The 15,458-nt window shown below is 61.6% G+C and carries 11 protein-coding genes; 5 read left to right on the top strand and 6 right to left on the bottom strand.

The window, feature by feature from the left end:
* Positions 1 to 112: 112 nt before the first annotated feature.
* Both ABIB44_RS11835 and ABIB44_RS11830 read left to right on the top strand, forming a co-directional pair.
* Positions 113 to 385 (top strand): hypothetical protein, encoded by a 273-nt coding sequence (locus tag ABIB44_RS11835; protein ID WP_354584877.1) that lies wholly within the window; start codon positions 113 to 115, stop codon positions 383 to 385.
* Positions 386 to 394: 9 nt separating this feature from the next.
* Positions 395 to 865, top strand: a complete 471-nt coding sequence (locus tag ABIB44_RS11830) for a DUF3592 domain-containing protein (protein ID WP_354584876.1) — start codon at positions 395 to 397, stop codon at positions 863 to 865.
* 94 nt (positions 866 to 959) lie between these two features.
* Here ABIB44_RS11830 and asnS read toward each other — a convergent pair whose 3' ends face one another.
* Positions 960 to 2,354, bottom strand: coding sequence for an asparagine--tRNA ligase (gene asnS, locus ABIB44_RS11825; RefSeq protein WP_354584875.1), 1,395 nt, complete (start codon positions 2,352 to 2,354; stop codon positions 960 to 962).
* A 232-nt stretch (positions 2,355 to 2,586) separates the two neighbouring features.
* Here asnS and rpoN point away from each other — a divergent pair, with 232 nt between their 5' ends.
* Positions 2,587 to 4,179 (top strand): RNA polymerase factor sigma-54, encoded by a 1,593-nt coding sequence (gene rpoN, locus ABIB44_RS11820; protein ID WP_354584874.1) that lies wholly within the window; start codon positions 2,587 to 2,589, stop codon positions 4,177 to 4,179.
* A gap of 202 nt (positions 4,180 to 4,381) precedes the next feature.
* Positions 4,382 to 7,228 carry an ATP-binding protein gene (locus ABIB44_RS11815; RefSeq protein WP_354585092.1) on the top strand — a complete coding sequence of 949 codons (2,847 nt, stop codon included), beginning with the start codon at positions 4,382 to 4,384 and terminating at the stop codon, positions 7,226 to 7,228.
* A 45-nt stretch (positions 7,229 to 7,273) separates the two neighbouring features.
* On the opposite strand, the gene ABIB44_RS11810 is transcribed toward ABIB44_RS11815, so the two are convergent.
* On the bottom strand, positions 7,274 to 9,382 hold the full coding sequence (locus tag ABIB44_RS11810; protein ID WP_354584873.1) for a hypothetical protein: 2,109 nt from the start codon (positions 9,380 to 9,382) through the stop codon (positions 7,274 to 7,276).
* A gap of 183 nt (positions 9,383 to 9,565) precedes the next feature.
* Here ABIB44_RS11810 and ABIB44_RS11805 point away from each other — a divergent pair, with 183 nt between their 5' ends.
* Positions 9,566 to 11,671: an OmpA family protein gene (locus ABIB44_RS11805; RefSeq protein ID WP_354584872.1), complete on the top strand. Its 2,106-nt coding sequence runs from the start codon at positions 9,566 to 9,568 to the stop codon at positions 11,669 to 11,671.
* Positions 11,672 to 11,748: 77 nt separating this feature from the next.
* Here ABIB44_RS11805 and ABIB44_RS11800 read toward each other — a convergent pair whose 3' ends face one another.
* From ABIB44_RS11800 to proS, 4 genes are all read right to left on the bottom strand, one after another.
* Entirely contained in the window at positions 11,749 to 12,093 is a 345-nt protein-coding gene (locus ABIB44_RS11800) for a DUF4844 domain-containing protein (protein ID WP_354584871.1), read from the bottom strand.
* Between the two features lie 504 nt (positions 12,094 to 12,597).
* Entirely contained in the window at positions 12,598 to 13,023 is a 426-nt protein-coding gene (locus tag ABIB44_RS11795) for a DUF4844 domain-containing protein (protein ID WP_354584870.1), read from the bottom strand.
* A gap of 102 nt (positions 13,024 to 13,125) precedes the next feature.
* Complete coding sequence (locus ABIB44_RS11790) at positions 13,126 to 13,632, bottom strand: DUF4844 domain-containing protein (RefSeq protein WP_354584869.1); 507 nt, start codon at positions 13,630 to 13,632, stop codon at positions 13,126 to 13,128.
* A 179-nt stretch (positions 13,633 to 13,811) separates the two neighbouring features.
* Positions 13,812 to 15,287, bottom strand: a complete 1,476-nt coding sequence (gene proS, locus ABIB44_RS11785; protein WP_354584868.1) for a proline--tRNA ligase — start codon at positions 15,285 to 15,287, stop codon at positions 13,812 to 13,814.
* Positions 15,288 to 15,458 lie beyond the last annotated feature (171 nt).

Genomic DNA, 15,458 nt, shown 5'->3' with positions numbered 1-15,458 from the left:
GGGGAAGGGAATCACCTCGCAGATGTTGCTCATGCCGGCCACGAACAGCACAAGGTGCCGAACCAATGGGCGCGGCCCCACCGTTTGGGAGCAGCCCCCTACCTTAGTTGCAATGAACGCCGCCGCCGCTGCCACCCCCGAAGCCGTTTCCGAAGACCAGCTGATTGACCAGTACCTGGCGCAGCTCACGCAGCTCAGTCCCAATGGCCGGCTGGAGCTAATGGCGCGGCTGGCCCAAACGCTGAAAAGCGCCAAAGTAGCCGAGTCAGCAGCTGCACTGACGGATTTTGTGGGTACCTGGGCTACCGACCTGGAAGCGGGTAAAATGGAAGCGGCCATTCTTACCAGCCGTCATTTCGAGGCTAAGCCGGAATTGGAGGAATAATCACTGCCCGTGACAGAGGACCAACAACCCACAAAGCTGTTTTTCTACTGCTTTTATTTTGTCATCGTCTTAACAAGCGGTGGCTTCTTGTCTATTGGCATTTCTGAAGCGTATCATTCTTACACCTTGTATAACAGTGGCCTACACACTCAAGGCAAAGCAGTGTTAGTAGAAGACCGCGGCAACGCGGACGGAGACTGGACGACTTATGAGGTGACATTCGTGGCGGCTGACCACAATACGTACACCATCCAAAACCATTATTCTACTTCTGATGAAGTGAAACTGTACAAAGTAGGTCAACCAGTACCCATTATTTACCTTGCTGCCGAACCCGAAGATGGCCGGATAGACAACAGTCGCGAGCAATCTGGGGTGTACGGCGGTTGTTTTTTCGGAGCCTTGTTTGCCGTGTTATTCGGAGGGGTGTTTTATTACTTTTTTCATCGGCCCCACCTCCTCTGCCAACGGGCAGCCTGACCAGAGCCAAAAATCAGACGCGACCCAAAACAGTAGCTCCAAAAAAAGGGCCAGTCCTTGCGAACTGCCCTTTTTTCGTCCTTTTCATCCCTCTCTAAAACGCCGCGTTCTTGGGGTAGCGCGGGAAGGGAATCACGTCGCGGATGTTGCTCATGCCGGTCACGAACAGCACGAGGCGCTCGAAGCCCAAGCCGAAGCCGGCGTGCGGCGCGGTGCCGAAACGGCGGGTGTCGAGGTACCAGTCGAGGTCTTCGGTGGGCACGTGCATCTCGGCCATGCGAGTGGTGAGCTTGGTGTAGTCCTCCTCGCGCTGCGAGCCGCCGATGATTTCGCCGATGCCCGGAAACAGCACGTCCATGGCGCGCACGGTGCGACCATCGTCGTCCAGCTTCATGTAGAAAGCTTTGATTTCCTTGGGGTAGTTGGTGAGGATGACGGGCTTTTTGAAGTGTTTCTCGACGAGGTACCGTTCGTGCTCGGACTGCAAATCGGTACCCCAATCGACGGGGAATTCAAACTTCTGCTTGGCCGATTTCAGAATTTCGACGGCCTCGGTGTAGGTGAGGCGCTGGAAGGCATTGTCGACCACGGATTGCAGGCGGCCCAGCAGCTCCTTGTCGTACTGCTCGTTGAGGAAAGCGAGGTCGTCGGCACAATGGGCCAGGGCGTAGCGCACTAAGCTCTGGAGGAAATCCTCGGCCAGGTCCATGTTTTCTTCGAGCTCGTTGAAGGCCACTTCGGGCTCAATCATCCAGAACTCCGCCAAGTGGCGGGCAGTGTTGGAGTTTTCGGCCCGGAAGGTGGGGCCGAAGGTGTAGATGCTGCCCAGCGCCATGGCCGCCAATTCCCCTTCGAGCTGGCCCGAAACGGTGAGGTTGGTCTGCTTGCCGAAAAAGTCCTGGGTGTAATCCACCGAGCCGTCGTCGGCCAGCGGCGGCTTATCGGCCGGCAGCGTCGTCACGCGAAACATCTGGCCCGCGCCCTCGGCGTCGGAACCGGTGATGATGGGCGTGTGGACGTAATAGAAGCCATGGTCGTTGAAATACTGGTGCACGGCGAAGGCCAGCGCATGCCGGATGCGCAGCACCGCGCCAAACGTGTTGGTGCGGGGGCGCAGGTGGGCAATGTCGCGCAGGTGCTCCAGCGAGGTGGCTTTCTTTTGCAGCGGGTAGGCTTCGGCATCAGCCGCGCCCAACACCGTAATTTCGGTGGCCTGAATTTCCACGGCCTGGCCCTTCCCTTGCGAGGCCACCAGCGTGCCCCGAATGGCCACGGCGGCCCCGTTGCCCACGTCCTTGAGGGTTTCCTCGGGAAAATTCTCAGCGGCGGCCACGGCCTGGATGGTGTGGATGGTGGAGCCGTCGTTCACGATGATGAACTGCACGTACTTGTTGCCGCGGCGGGAGCGAACCCAGCCTTTAACCAGGACTTCGCGGTCGAGGTCCTGGCTGGCCAGGAGTTCTTTGACGGTGGACCGTTTGAGGGACATAACTTGCGGGGAAGCGGATTGTGAAGGGGGCAAAGGTAGGAATGTACCGTAAGCTTTAGCTTGCGACGAGCATAGCGCGTGAAATCGTTGAACGGCGTGGCCGCCCTTATTTACTGCGCTCATCGCAAGCTGCAGCTCACGGCACTTCGGCTAAAGCTTCCGGTGCATCAACTTTTCGTGCCAAAGTTTAGTAAAACGGACCTCCGCCCCCGCCTTTCCGTACTTTCGTTATATGCAACGCCTCGACCTCAAACAGCTCCTTTCCCAAAAGCTCAGCCCGCAGCAGATTCAGTTTATCAAGCTGCTGCAAATTCCGACGGCCGAGCTGGAAACCCGCATCAAGGAGGAAATGGAGGTAAACCCGGCCCTGGAAGAGGACGAGCCCGACGACACCGAAGAGCTGGAGCGCGACGAAGACGATGGCGACGATTCGGACGACCCGGATGCCAGCCTCGACAACGACGAAAACACGCTGGAAGAGGATTTTGACGACCGCAGCGGCAACGATACCGAGCTGGTGGACGAGATGCCGGAGCCCGAAATGCAGCCCAAGGACGAAGGACCCGCCGACAGCGAAACGGCCGCCGACAACACCGACCTCGACCTGAGCGACTACCTCAACGACGACGAGATTGCCGGCTACAAGATGCAGGGCGATGGCCCCGGCGAAGAGGAAGAACGCGACACCCCGCTGGCCGATACCAGCGGCTCGCTGCTCGATTCGCTGATGGACCAGCTGCACTTTGCCGACCTCGATGAGCGCCAGGAGGCCATTGGCCAGCAGCTCATCGGCTCGATTGACGGCGACGGCTACATCCGGCGCGACCTATCGGCCATTGCCAACGACCTGGCTTTTTCGCAAAATCTGGAAGTGAGCGTGGCCGAGATTGAGGCCGTGCTGCGCGTGGTGCAGCAGTTCGACCCGCCCGGCATTGCCGCCCGCGACCTGCCCGAGTGCCTGCTGCTGCAGCTGGAGCGCCGCCCGCAGGACGAGAACACGGTGAACGCCGAGCGCATTCTCACCGACACGTTCGACGAGTTCAGCAAGAAGCATTATCCGCGCATTCAGCAGAAGCTCGATTTGGAAGACGACGAGTTGAAAGAGGCCATTGGCGTGATTCTGAAGCTGAACCCCAAGCCCGGCGGCAGCGGCCCCAGCGGCCTCGGCAAGACGCAGTACCTGATGCCGGACTTCATCCTGACCAACGACAACGGCGTCTTTAACCTGACCCTGAACGCCCGCAACGCCCCCGAGCTGCGCGTGAGCCCGGCCTACACCGAGATGTTCCGGACCTACGACAAGGCCGCCAAGAAGGACCAGAAAATGAAGGAGGCCGTGACCTTCGTGAAGCAGAAGCTGGACTCGGCCAAGTGGTTTATCGACGCCATCCGGCAGCGCCAGAATACGTTGCTGCGCACCATGAACGCCATTGTGGAGCTGCAGCGCGAGTTCTTCGTGGAAGGCGACGAGGGCAAGCTGAAGCCGATGATTCTGAAGGACATTGCCCAGCGCATCAGCATGGATATCTCGACGGTGAGCCGGGTGGCCAACTCCAAATCCATCCAGACGGAATTCGGGATTTACCCGCTCAAGTACTTTTTCTCCGAGGGCATTGCCACCGACTCGGGCGAGGACGCCAGCAGCCGCGAGGTGAAAAGCATTCTGAAAGACCTCATCGGCAAGGAAAGCAAGGAACGGCCCCTGAGCGACGACAAGCTGGAAAAGATGCTGAATGCCCGGGGTTACAACATCGCCCGTCGCACCGTGGCCAAATACCGCGAGCAGCTCAACATTCCGGTGGCGCGGCTGCGCAAAGAGCTGTAGGGCTTTTTTGAGAACGGTAGAACGTCATGCTCATCTGGCGTCCGCGCAGCCGAAGCATCTTGCCCGCCACCAGTAATCCTTTCAAGTAGATTGCGTTGCGCGGTAGAGATGCTTCGACTGCGCGGACGCCAGATGAGCATCACGTTCTTTTACAACGTGCTTTATATCGTGCTGCTGACGTTATTGTACCTAAAACGCTTTGATGCAACCTGACCATATCCCCTCCGACACGGCAGACCTGCGCGCGCTCTACCTCGCCGAGCGTGCTCGCCGCGAGCAGGCCGAAGAAGCTGCGGTGCAATGGCAGGCCCGCGCCCAGATACCCGAGCTAAACCCCAACCCCGTGCTACGGCTCGCGGCCGACGGCTCGCTGCGCTACGCCAACGCCGCCGCCACGCCCATCGTGGCCGAGCTGCTGGCGGCCGGCCCGTCGCGGCTACGCTCGCAGCTGTTGCAGGCCGTGGGCCAGGCCCGGCAACAGCGCCAGCACCAGTCCGAACAGCAAAGCATTATGGTCAAAGAGCGGCTATATCTGCTCTCGACGGTGGCGCTGGTCGAAGATGGTACGGTGCTGCTCTTCCTCACCGACATTACCGCGCAGCGGCAGGCCGAGCAGGCGATGGCCGAACAGCGGGCGTTCTACGAAACCATTATGGCCCACCTGCCAGCCGTGGTAACGGTGCTGGGGCCCGATGAGCACTACCACTACATCAATCCCTACGCCGAGCCCGACCCGCAGCAGCGGCGCGCCCGCATCGGCCGCACGTTTGCCGAGCATTGCGCCGCGCGCGGCCTGCCCCCCGAAGTGGCCCTGCGCCGCCACCGCCTGTTCGAGCGGGCCGTGAGCACCCGGGCCCTGGTGAGCTGGGAGGAGCGCTGGCCCGGCCCCGATGGCACGCCCATGCTCTACTGGCTGTGCTACTACCAGCCGGTATTCGGGCCCGGGGGGGTGCTGCGCCAGGTGGTGTGCTACGGGTTCGACATTACCACGCGGCGGCTGGCCGAGGCCCGCACCCGCCGGAGCGAGGCCCAGGTGAAAGCCCAGCAAACCTTCACCGAGCAGGTGCTCGACCTGGCCCCCAACCTCATTTACGTGCGCGAGCGGTACCAAACGGGCCACCTGAGCCGCATCATTTTCCAGAACCGCACCATGGCCGAGGTGCGCAGTCGGATGATGCACCTCACCGGTTCCGACTCGCTCGAAGAAGCCCTGCGGCCCGAAGACATCCGGGCCATTGCCAAGGCCGACGAGCAGGCCCTGCGCACGGGCCGGTCCGTGACCAGCGAAGACCGCATTGTGCTGCCGACCGGCGACGAGCGCTGGTTCCAGAGCGTGCGCTGCCCCATCACCATGGCCGATGGCACGGTGTACATCCTAGGCGTGAGCACCGATATTACCGACCTGAAAGCTGCTCAGCACGTGGCCGAGGCTTCGGCCGTGGCCCGTGAGAATTTCCTGGCCAACATGAGCCACGAAATTCGCACGCCCCTGAACGGGGTGCTGGGCATGGCCAGCCTGCTGGCCAAAACCTCGCTCAGCGAGCAGCAGCGCAACTACGCCGACATCATTCAATACTCGGGCCGCCACCTGCTGAACGTGGTGAACGACGTGCTCGACATGGCCAAAATCACCTCCGGCAAGCTGGAGCTGGAGCAGCGCGTCTTCAACCTGTGCGAGGCCACAGGCCAGGCCGCCGAGCCGCTGGTGCTGCAAGCCGCCGAGAAGGGCATTCGGGTGGTGGGCACCCGCCTGAGCGAATCGTGCCCCCTGCCCTGGGTAGTGGGCGACTCGTACCGCATCAACCAGATTCTGCTCAACCTGCTGGCCAATGCCATCAAGTTCACGCCGGCGGGCGGCACCATCACCGTTGGCGGCTTTCTGGTGAGCGAAACCATCGACACGCTCACCGTGGAGTTTCGGGTGACGGATACGGGCATCGGCATTGCCCCCGACAAGCTCGATACCATCTTCCAGGAATTCACCCAGGCTTATGCCGATACCACCCGGCAGTTTGGCGGCACCGGCCTGGGCCTGAGCATCAGCCGGGCGCTGGTCACGCAGATGGGCGGCCGTATCACGGTGCAGAGCGAGGTGGGACAGGGCAGCTCATTTGCCTTCTTCCTAACCTTGCCCCGGGCCTCGGCCCAGCTGGCCGAAGCCCCGCAGGTGCTACCGGCCAACACCGTGCGCGGCCGCCGGGTGCTGCTCGTGGAAGACAACCCCGTGAACCGCGAGGTGGCCCTGCTGCTGCTCGAAAGCCACGGCGTGCTGGTAGATGAAGCCGGCAGTGGCCTCGAAGCGCTGGTGCTTTTCGAAGCGCACCGCTACGATGCCGTGCTAATGGACATTCAGATGCCCGGCATGAACGGCCTGGACGCCACGGCCCGCATTCGCGCCCATATCGACGCGGCCCGGGCGGCCACGCCCATCCTGGCCCTCACGGCCAACGCCTTTCTGGCCGATGCCGAGAAATACCTGGCCGCCGGCATGAACGACACGCTGCCCAAGCCCTTCGACGAAGCCGAGCTGCTGCACAAGCTGGCCAGCCTCATCGCCGCGGGCGCTCCGGGGCCGCTGCCGGGCCTCGGTGCCGCCGCCCCAACCGCGCCGCCGCGCCGGCGGCGGGCAGTGCGCGCGGCCACGGCGCAACCTTCCTCAACCAACGGTGCGTCCTTGCATCGGACCGCCCCGCCGGTTGCGCCCGCCCCGCAACGCGGGCCGGTGTTCGACCTGGTTCTGCTCCGCCAAACCGCCCACGGCAACGCCGCGTTTATGAACCGGGTGCTCACCGCCTTCCACGCCAACACCCCCGGCAGCGTGGCAGAGTTGCGCACGGCCCAGGCCGGGGCCGATTGGCCCGCCGCCGCCGCCCTGGCCCACAAGCTGCGCCCCTCGCTACGCCTGCTGGGCGCGGCCGCCCTCACGCCCTGGCTCGATGCGCTGGAAGCCCCCGTCGCCCCTGCAGCCGAGCGCGACCAGGCCACCGAGGCTCTGGCTACCGGCCTCACGGCGCTGCTGGCCGAGCTACCCCGCGAGGTAGTAGCGTAGCTGGTGCGCGAAGTTGTAGGGTAGCGAGCATCCTTGCCCTCGCCCCTACCGCCGGCCCACCCGCCACTCGGCGGCCACCTCAAAATACGGCAACACCCGCCGCGTCTCGCGGTCCAAATCGGCCGCCGCGTAGCTGGTACCAGTAAAGCTGCCCTTTCCGGTTTGATAGGCATAGTAGGTGCGTAGCCACTGCAGCCACAGGCTGGCCGTGAGGGTGAGCCCCCCGGCCCGGCGCTCGATGCCCACCTCGGGCCCCTGCTGGCGGGTGATGTTGTGCAGGTAGATGAGCGACGTGGCCGGGCCGGTGGGCTGGTCGCGCAGCAGAGCAGCGCGGCCGTAGTTGCGCTGCTCGAGCAGGCGGTAGCCCAGGCGCAGGCTGGTGCTGCCGCGCGGTCCGGCCCAGCTCTGGCGCGCCCCGATGCTCAGGTCGTGCGTCACGCTGGTGTCGAGCGGGCTCTCCCGAAACTGCGTCCAGTTGAGCTGGCCCACCCGGTTTTCGCGGCGCTGGTAGTCGGCCAGCAGCAGCAGGCGCGGCCGAAGCTGGTAGCTCAGGCTCTGGCTTTGTTCCAGCACGCGGCTGGCGCGGTTGCGGGCCTGCTCGGTGGCCTGGTCGCGCACCTGGTAGCTCACCCACAGGTGGTAGGTCGAGCGGATGCTCCAGCGGCCGGGGGCCCAGGTAAAGCCCGGCTCCCAGTGCAGGAGGTGGTCGGCGTAGTTCTCGGCACTCAGTCCCGCCCGGATAAACACCGTCTGCCGGTACTCGCCCGCCACGGCCAGCGTGGTTCGGAAGGCTCCGGCCCAGCGGCCGGTCCAGGTGAGGCGCAGTAGGTGCTGGGCTTCGTCGCGGGTTTGCTGGTTATCCTTGCTGGGGGCATCCACGCGCAGCAGCTGGGCCGTGCCCAGCAGGGCCACCGCGTGGCGCGGCGTGAGCAGCCAGGTTAGCGAGCCCTGCCAGAGCGTGGTTTGCTCGGTGATGTCTTTCACCTGCTCGCGGGCCAGGGCGGCAGCCAGCCGGGCAGGGTTCAGGTTGCGCGAGTTGTCGAGGTAGTACCCCCGCTGCCGCTCCCGGTAGGCAAAGCTGAGGCTGGTTTGCAGCTTAGGCCGGGCAAAGCGCAGCTCCTGGCGGGTATCCAGCTCGCGCTGTCGGTAGCCGACGTCCTGCAAAGTATCGCCCCCCTCGTTCAGCCGCCGGTACCGAAAGGCCCGGGTAGGCAGCAGCACACTGTTATCCGAGCGCAGCGTAGTGTAGGGGTTGAGGCGGTAGCTGGCTCCCGCCTGCGCCAACACCGTGTCGCTCTGGATGCGCTGCACCGAGCCCAGCAGGTAATCCTCGGCGCGGTTGGTGCGATAGCCCAGGCGGCCCTGCACCGTCAGGGCCGCGTTTTCGAGAAACGCCTGTTCGCCGGTGGCCTCGGCCACGAGCCGCTGCATGGTGCGCGGGCCCAGCGCGGCGCGGGTGCCCAGCACGCGCGCCACCAGCGGCGCGGCCGTCGGCCCGTTCAGGAAGTAGATGGCCGCCGCATCGAAACCGTAGGCCAGGCCAGCATCCTGGCGGCCGTTGCGACGGTCGGTGGCCAGGCCGCCCAGGGCCGTCAGGCGCAGCTGGCTCAGCGAGTCGGTGGCCAGGCCGGGGCGCAGGCGGCGCTGGTAGCCCACGCGGGCCAGCCACAGGCCGGTGCGGGTGTTGTTGGCGCGGCTTTGGTCGTAGTGCAGCTGCTGGCCCAGCTGCCAGTGCTGGGCCACCCCCAAGCCGATGATGTGGGCCAGGTCGGCCCCGTAGTCTTCGCGCACGAAGGGTGGCGTACCCCGCGAGTCGTATACCCAGTCGGTGCCCACGCGGTAGCGCAGCTGCTGGCGTGGCCCCAACAGCAGGTAGCCGCGCGCGCCGCTGGTTTGCACGAAGGTGCTCACGCCTATGCGCCGGGCCCGGGCCAGCAGTAGCAGCGAGGTGTCGGCCCCGGCCGGCCGCAGCCCCCGAAATACCGGCCCGAACGGCGTGGCCCCCACCAGTACCTGCGCCCGGCCCGCGCCCGGCAGCCCGGCGGCCAAGCCCAGCAGCAGGCCCAGCAGCAGCCAGCCCCGGGCCGGACACGCGGGAGCCGCCCGCCGCCGCCGCGCCGCCCGCACTCCCGCCAAAGGCCACCGAATGTTCACATAAGTCCCCCCGGCGCGTTAGGCGGCCGGCGGGTGGCAGCGGGAAGGTACTACAGCGGAACGACTGGCCGGAAAAATACTTTTTCGTTAGGTTAGCTATTCGTTAACCCGACAAAACAAACCGGCAATTTTGTACATTTGCTTGACTACGTTTAGCCAGTACTACTTTTTGCCATTTTAGCTATGAATAATCGTCGTTTGAATTATCTGCTGGCGACCATGCCGGTGGCCCTGGGCCTGCTGGCCGCCGCCCCGGTGCAGGCCCAGCACGTGCAGTGGGCCGCCCGCCTGGTCGAGGCTTCGTCGCAGAAAGCCGAGGGCAAGGAGCCTTTTTCCCCGTCTAAAGTGCTGGGTGCCCCCGACGCCCTGCCGCTGGGCGAAATCAGCAACAACGCCTGGATTCCGCGCAAGGAAGGAGCCAACGAATTTATCGAAGTGAAATTCCTGCGCTCGGTGGCCGCTCAGCAGGTAACGGTGGTGGAGAACTTCAACCCCGGCTCCATCACCAAAATCGAGCTCATCGATACCAAAAACGTGCACCACGAGGTGTATACCAATGCCAATCCCGGCCCCCTGCCCGAGCCTTCGCGCACGCTCGAGGTCAAGTTCCCGGCCGCCGAATACCGCACGCTGGGAGTGAAGGTGTACATGAACACGGGCAAGGTGGAGGGCGTGAACCAGCTTGACGCCATCGGCATCGCCGACGTGGCCTCGACCATGGTGAAGCAGGCCTTTGTGGGCGAGAAAGGCCCCGACGCCGTGAAGTCGACCCAGTTTGACTCTTCGCTCGTGAACCTCGGCCCGGCCGTGAACACGCGCTTCGTGGATACCCACCCGGTGATTTCGCCCGATGGCCGCACGCTGTACTTCGCCCGCCAGAGCGCGCCCACCAACGTGGGCGGCGCGCGCGACCCGCAGGACATCTACATTTCCAAGCTGGTATCGGGACGCAACAAAACCTGGGGCACGGCCAAGAACATGGGCGAACCCAGCAACACCCCCGAAGACCCCAACGGCCTGGCCTCGGTATCGGCCGATGGCCGCACGGCCCTGCTCATCGGCGTGTACGAAGATGGCTTAATGGAGCCCAAAGGCTTCAGCATGAGCAAGCGTACGGCCGGGGGCTGGAGCAAGCCGGTGAAAGTCGACATCGACGACTACTACAACAAGGACCCGCTGAATATTGATGCCTACCTCGCCACCTCGGGCAAAGCCCTGCTGATGGCCGTGGAACGCAACGACGGCATGGGCGGCCAGGACATCTTCGTGAGCTTCCCGAAGGATGACAACCTGCCCGGCGCGATGCATGATACCAAGAGCCAAAAAAAATGGACCAAGCCCAAGAGCCTGGGCCCCAACGTGAACACGACCGGGGCCGACTTCGCCCCCTTCCTGGCCGCCGATGAAAAGACGCTGTATTTCGCCAGCGACGGGCGTGGCGGCTACGGCAAGTCTGACATCTTCTACACCAAACGCCTCGACGATACCTGGACGAACTGGAGCCCGCCGCGCAACCTGGGCCCGGTGGTGAACTCGCCCGACTTCGATGCCTACTACACCATCTCGGCCGCCGGCCAGGATGCTTACCTGGTGTCGTCGCGCAATGGTACGGGCGGCTCTAAGGACATCTTCCGCATCTCGCTGGCCCCCGCCTTCCAGCCCGAAGTGGTGACGCTCGTAACCGGCAAGGTGCTCGACCAAGCCACCGGCAAGCCCATCAAAGCCATCATTCATTATGAAAACCTACTCACGGGTGAAGAAATTGGCGTAACGGAAACCGACCCCGCCACTGGCGAATACACCATTGTACTGCCCAGCGGCGTGCAATACGGCTACCGTGCCGAAGCCAAAGGGTACCTGGCCGAAAACGCCAACCTCGACGTGACGGCTAAGGACAAGTACACCGAACAGAAGCAGGACCTGTACCTGGTGCCCTTCAACGTGGGCCAGACGGTGAAGATGAATAACATCTTCTTCCAGCAGAGCAAGTACTACCTCACCACCAGTTCCTACCCCGAGTTGCTGCGCCTCATTCGCATCATGAAGGACTACCCGACGGTCGAAATTAAGCTTTCGGGCCACACCGACAACCAGGGCGACCCAGCCCTGAACCTCAAGCTCAGTCTCGACCGCGTGAACGAGGTGAAAAAGTACCTTAGCAGCCACGGTATCAACGGTGGCCGTATTTCCACTGAGGGCTTCGGCGATACTAAACCCGTCGCCAGCAACGACCAGGAGGATACGCGCACGAAAAACCGCCGCGTCGAATTCACCATCACCAAGAAGTAAGCTTTCTGACATTTAACGTAAAAGCCCCGGCTCGTTTTGCGAGCCGGGGCTTTTACGTTAAATGTATTCCGCACTTGCTATTTCAAGGCTTTCAGGCCCGTAAGCCGCCGGGCCACGAAATCGTTCAGGCGCTCGTCGGAACTATCGATGCCAACGATGTCCATCAGGTCGATATAGAATTCGGCAACTTCATAACGGTCATCGGCCGTAACCATCAGCGGCTCGAAGCGTTCGAGGCCGCGGTCCATCGCCTGCAGGTAAGCATCACGGCCGGGGGCGACGCGGGTTATCTGCACAAAGTCGAAGGCGGTGATTACCAGCAGCCGGTTCAGCTCAGGACGAGCCTCAACCTGACTCCTCAAGGTGGCGCTGGGTTCGGCTACGTGCTTGGTCGCTTCAATAAAATCTTCGAGACGACTCACTACCAAGCTTGAACCGGGCCGGGCCGGAGCTTGCGCATGCGCTAGAAAGGCCAAGCAGCTTAGTAGCATGCTACAGCAAAAACGCTTCATAAGGAAAATATAACTATTCAATTAGCGCAAACTAATTTGCCCGTAGAGAAGCTCAAAGATGAAGACTATTTTGCAAATATGGTGATGGGAACCTTAAAGCCGAGTGTTGCCGAATCGGCGCATAATTCAACCATTCTAGCTCTCGCGAAAGGAATTTGCATTGCATCAATAACAATAAAATAGCCCCGTGCGCTCAACTAGCATCATTTCGGGGGTGAGGCACAATTCGTGTGGTCGCTGCGCACCCAGGGAGCGGGCGCGCTTTAACCTGACTGGAGGGCCATGATGCCACCCCACGCCAGGTTGCCCATTGCCCAAGGCTGGCACGGAGTGCACTGCGTTGTGTTTGTACCAACAAAAAGCCCTGGCTCGTCATGAGCCAGGGCTTTTTGTTGGTACAAACACTGCTAACGGCTATCGCCGAGCCTGCACTTGCGCTACAAACTCATTCAAACGTCCTTCGGAAGTTTCGAGGCCAACAATATCCATTAGGTCAAGGTAGAATTCGGTCACCACTTGGCGGTCCTGCGCCGTTTTGGTATACGGTGATATTCGGGCCAGGCCCTCATCGATGCAGCGCAGGTAGGCTTCGCGGGTGGGCCGGCCGGCGGCTACCCAGGCAAATTCGTCAGCCGACTGCACCATTAGCCGGTTGATTTCAGGGCGCGTTTCAGCACGACTGCGCAGGACTACACCCGCCGCGGCATCCCGTTTGGTCATGTCCTTATAGCGCTCCAGTTGCGACAACACTTTGGCAGGCGTTGCCAAAGTGGCTACCGATTGGGCGTGGCTGGTTAGCAACACGCAGTTCAAAAAGCCGAGCAGTAAGATTTTTTTCATAGAAAAGGGGAAGTGGGCGAAAGTAAAAAAAGCAACTTGAGTAACTACTTATTTGAAGAATTCCTAGCCCCTGGCCCGCGGCCTATTGCCGGAATAAGGGCTTTAGGGCCTAGCGCCAGGGCTTTCGACGAAAGCAGTTAGGCGGCCTTCGGAACTCTCGAGCCCCACGATATCGAGCATGTCCTGGAAGTATTCGGCTACTTGCTGGCGCTCCTGCACCTGGGTTACCAGCGGCTTAATGCGCGCTAAACCGGTATCCAGGCTCTTATAGAAATCCTCGCGGCTAGGCTTGCGCCCAGCCAGAGCCAAAAATTCTGAGGCGGTCTGCACGAGCAGTTTGTTGAGCATGGGCCGGGTTTCCGGGGGCAAAGTGCTACGGCGGCTGCCGATTACTACTTCGGCTTGGGTCTGGCGTACCAGGCGCTCGAGTTGCGCTACGGCTTTAGCCGGCACCACCACAGAAGTCTGAGCATAGCTGCAAAAAGTGCTTGCCAGCAAAAAAACGAATGATAGAGAGTAACGCATTGAAAGATTTGTAGAAGGATTACTATGCACAGAACTGTTTTTTTGCTTTCGCACTGCAATGTAATTAATAATCGGAAAAATCATGCTAAAAAATGAAATTATTTCTTCATAAAAGAATGAATCTGGTTGTTATCGAGTTTTTTCTGCTGTGCTTAAAAAGCAAACGGCCGGGCAGCACTGCTGCCCGGCCGTTTGCCGGTATTACCCAATTGAAGAAGCAGCAGCTAAGCGCTGCCGTAGCTAGCCAGCAGGTCTGCTAGTCTTTAGTAAGCGCGGGCAAAGTAGACGCGGCGTGGGCTGGGCTTACCGGTCACCATGCAGATACCTTCTTCGTCGGCCTCGTTCAGGGGCAGGCAGCGCACGGTGGCTTTGGTTTCTTCCTTAATGCGCTCCTCGGTTTCGGAAGTGCCGTCGTAGTGAGCCAGCAGGAAGCCAGGCTCCTCGTCCAGCATCCGCTTGAACTCGTCGTAGCTGTCGACGCGAGTGGTACGGGCGGCGCGGAAGCTTTTGGCGCGCTCGTAGATGTTGGTCTGGATATCGGTTAGCAGCTGGTCTACGCTGGCTACGATATCGGCTAGGGGCAGGCTCATTTTCTGCTTGGTGTCGCGGCGCACCACTTCCACCATACCGGCGTCGAGGTCGCGCGCACCGATGGCCAGCCGCACGGGCACGCCTTTCAGTTCCCACTCGGCAAACTTGAAGCCGGGGCGCTCGGTATCGCGCGCGTCCAGCTTCACCGAAATGCCCCTGGCAATCAGCCCCATCTGAATGGGCTTGATGCGCTCGAGCAAAGCATCCAACTCGCCAGTTTTGTAGATAGGAATGATAACCACCTGAATGGGAGCCAGCTTGGGCGGCAGCACCAGGCCTTCGTCGTCGGAGTGGGCCATCACGAGGGCCCCCATCAGGCGCGTACTCACGCCCCAGCTGGTGCCCCACACGTGCTCGCGCACGCCTTCTTTGTTGGCAAACTGCACGTCGAACGCCTTGGCGAAATTCTGGCCCAGAAAGTGGCTGGTGCCCGCTTGCAGGGCCTTGCCATCCTGCATCAGCGCCTCGATGCAATACGTGTCCTCGGCCCCGGCGAACCGCTCGTTAGGGGTTTTCACGCCCTTCACCACGGGCAGGGCCATGTGCTCTTCGGCAAACTCGGCGTACACGTCGAGCATCTGGCGAGTTTCGGCCACGGCCTCCTCGGCGGTGGCGTGGGCGGTGTGGCCCTCTTGCCACAAAAACTCGGCAGTGCGCAGGAACAGGCGGGTGCGCATTTCCCAGCGTACCACGTTGGCCCACTGATTGATGAGCAGCGGCAGGTCGCGGTAGCTCTGCACCCAGTTTTTGTAAGTACTCCAGATAATAGCTTCCGAGGTAGGACGCACCACCAGTTCCTCTTCCAGCTTGGCGTTGGGGTCGACGCGCAGCTTGCCGGGGCGGTCGGGGTCGGTCTGAAGGCGGTAGTGGGTGACCACGGCGCATTCTTTGGCAAAGCCCTCGGCGTTTTTCTCTTCCGCCTCAAACAGGCTTTTGGGCACGAAAAGCGGGAAGTAGGCGTTTTCGTGGCCGGTGCGCTTGAACATGTCGTCCAGTTGGCGCTGCATTTTTTCCCAGATGGCGTAGCCGTAGGGTTTGATAACCATGCAGCCGCGCACGGCGGAGTTTTCGGCCAGGCCGGCGCGTTTCACCAACTCGTTGTACCACAACGAGTAATCTTCCTGGCGGGTAGGCAACTTTTTGCTCATGGGAGGCATCTAAGAAGTAATTGAAAAAGTTCCCGACTCTGGTACAAGAATTGAGTAGTGTTTAAGGCACCGTTTCGGGCTCAAATTACGTTACTAAAGCCCGGACTATACTCCTCCCTTGGATTGCCCGCGCCATCGCCGACACGTACCTGCTTTCCAGTATTTTTAGTT

The organism is Hymenobacter sp. UYCo722, assembly GCF_040547115.1.
Taxonomy (GTDB): Bacteria; Bacteroidota; Bacteroidia; order Cytophagales; family Hymenobacteraceae; genus Hymenobacter.
Note: the sequence above shows the minus strand (reverse complement) of the source record. Positions and strands in the feature narration are given on the sequence as shown.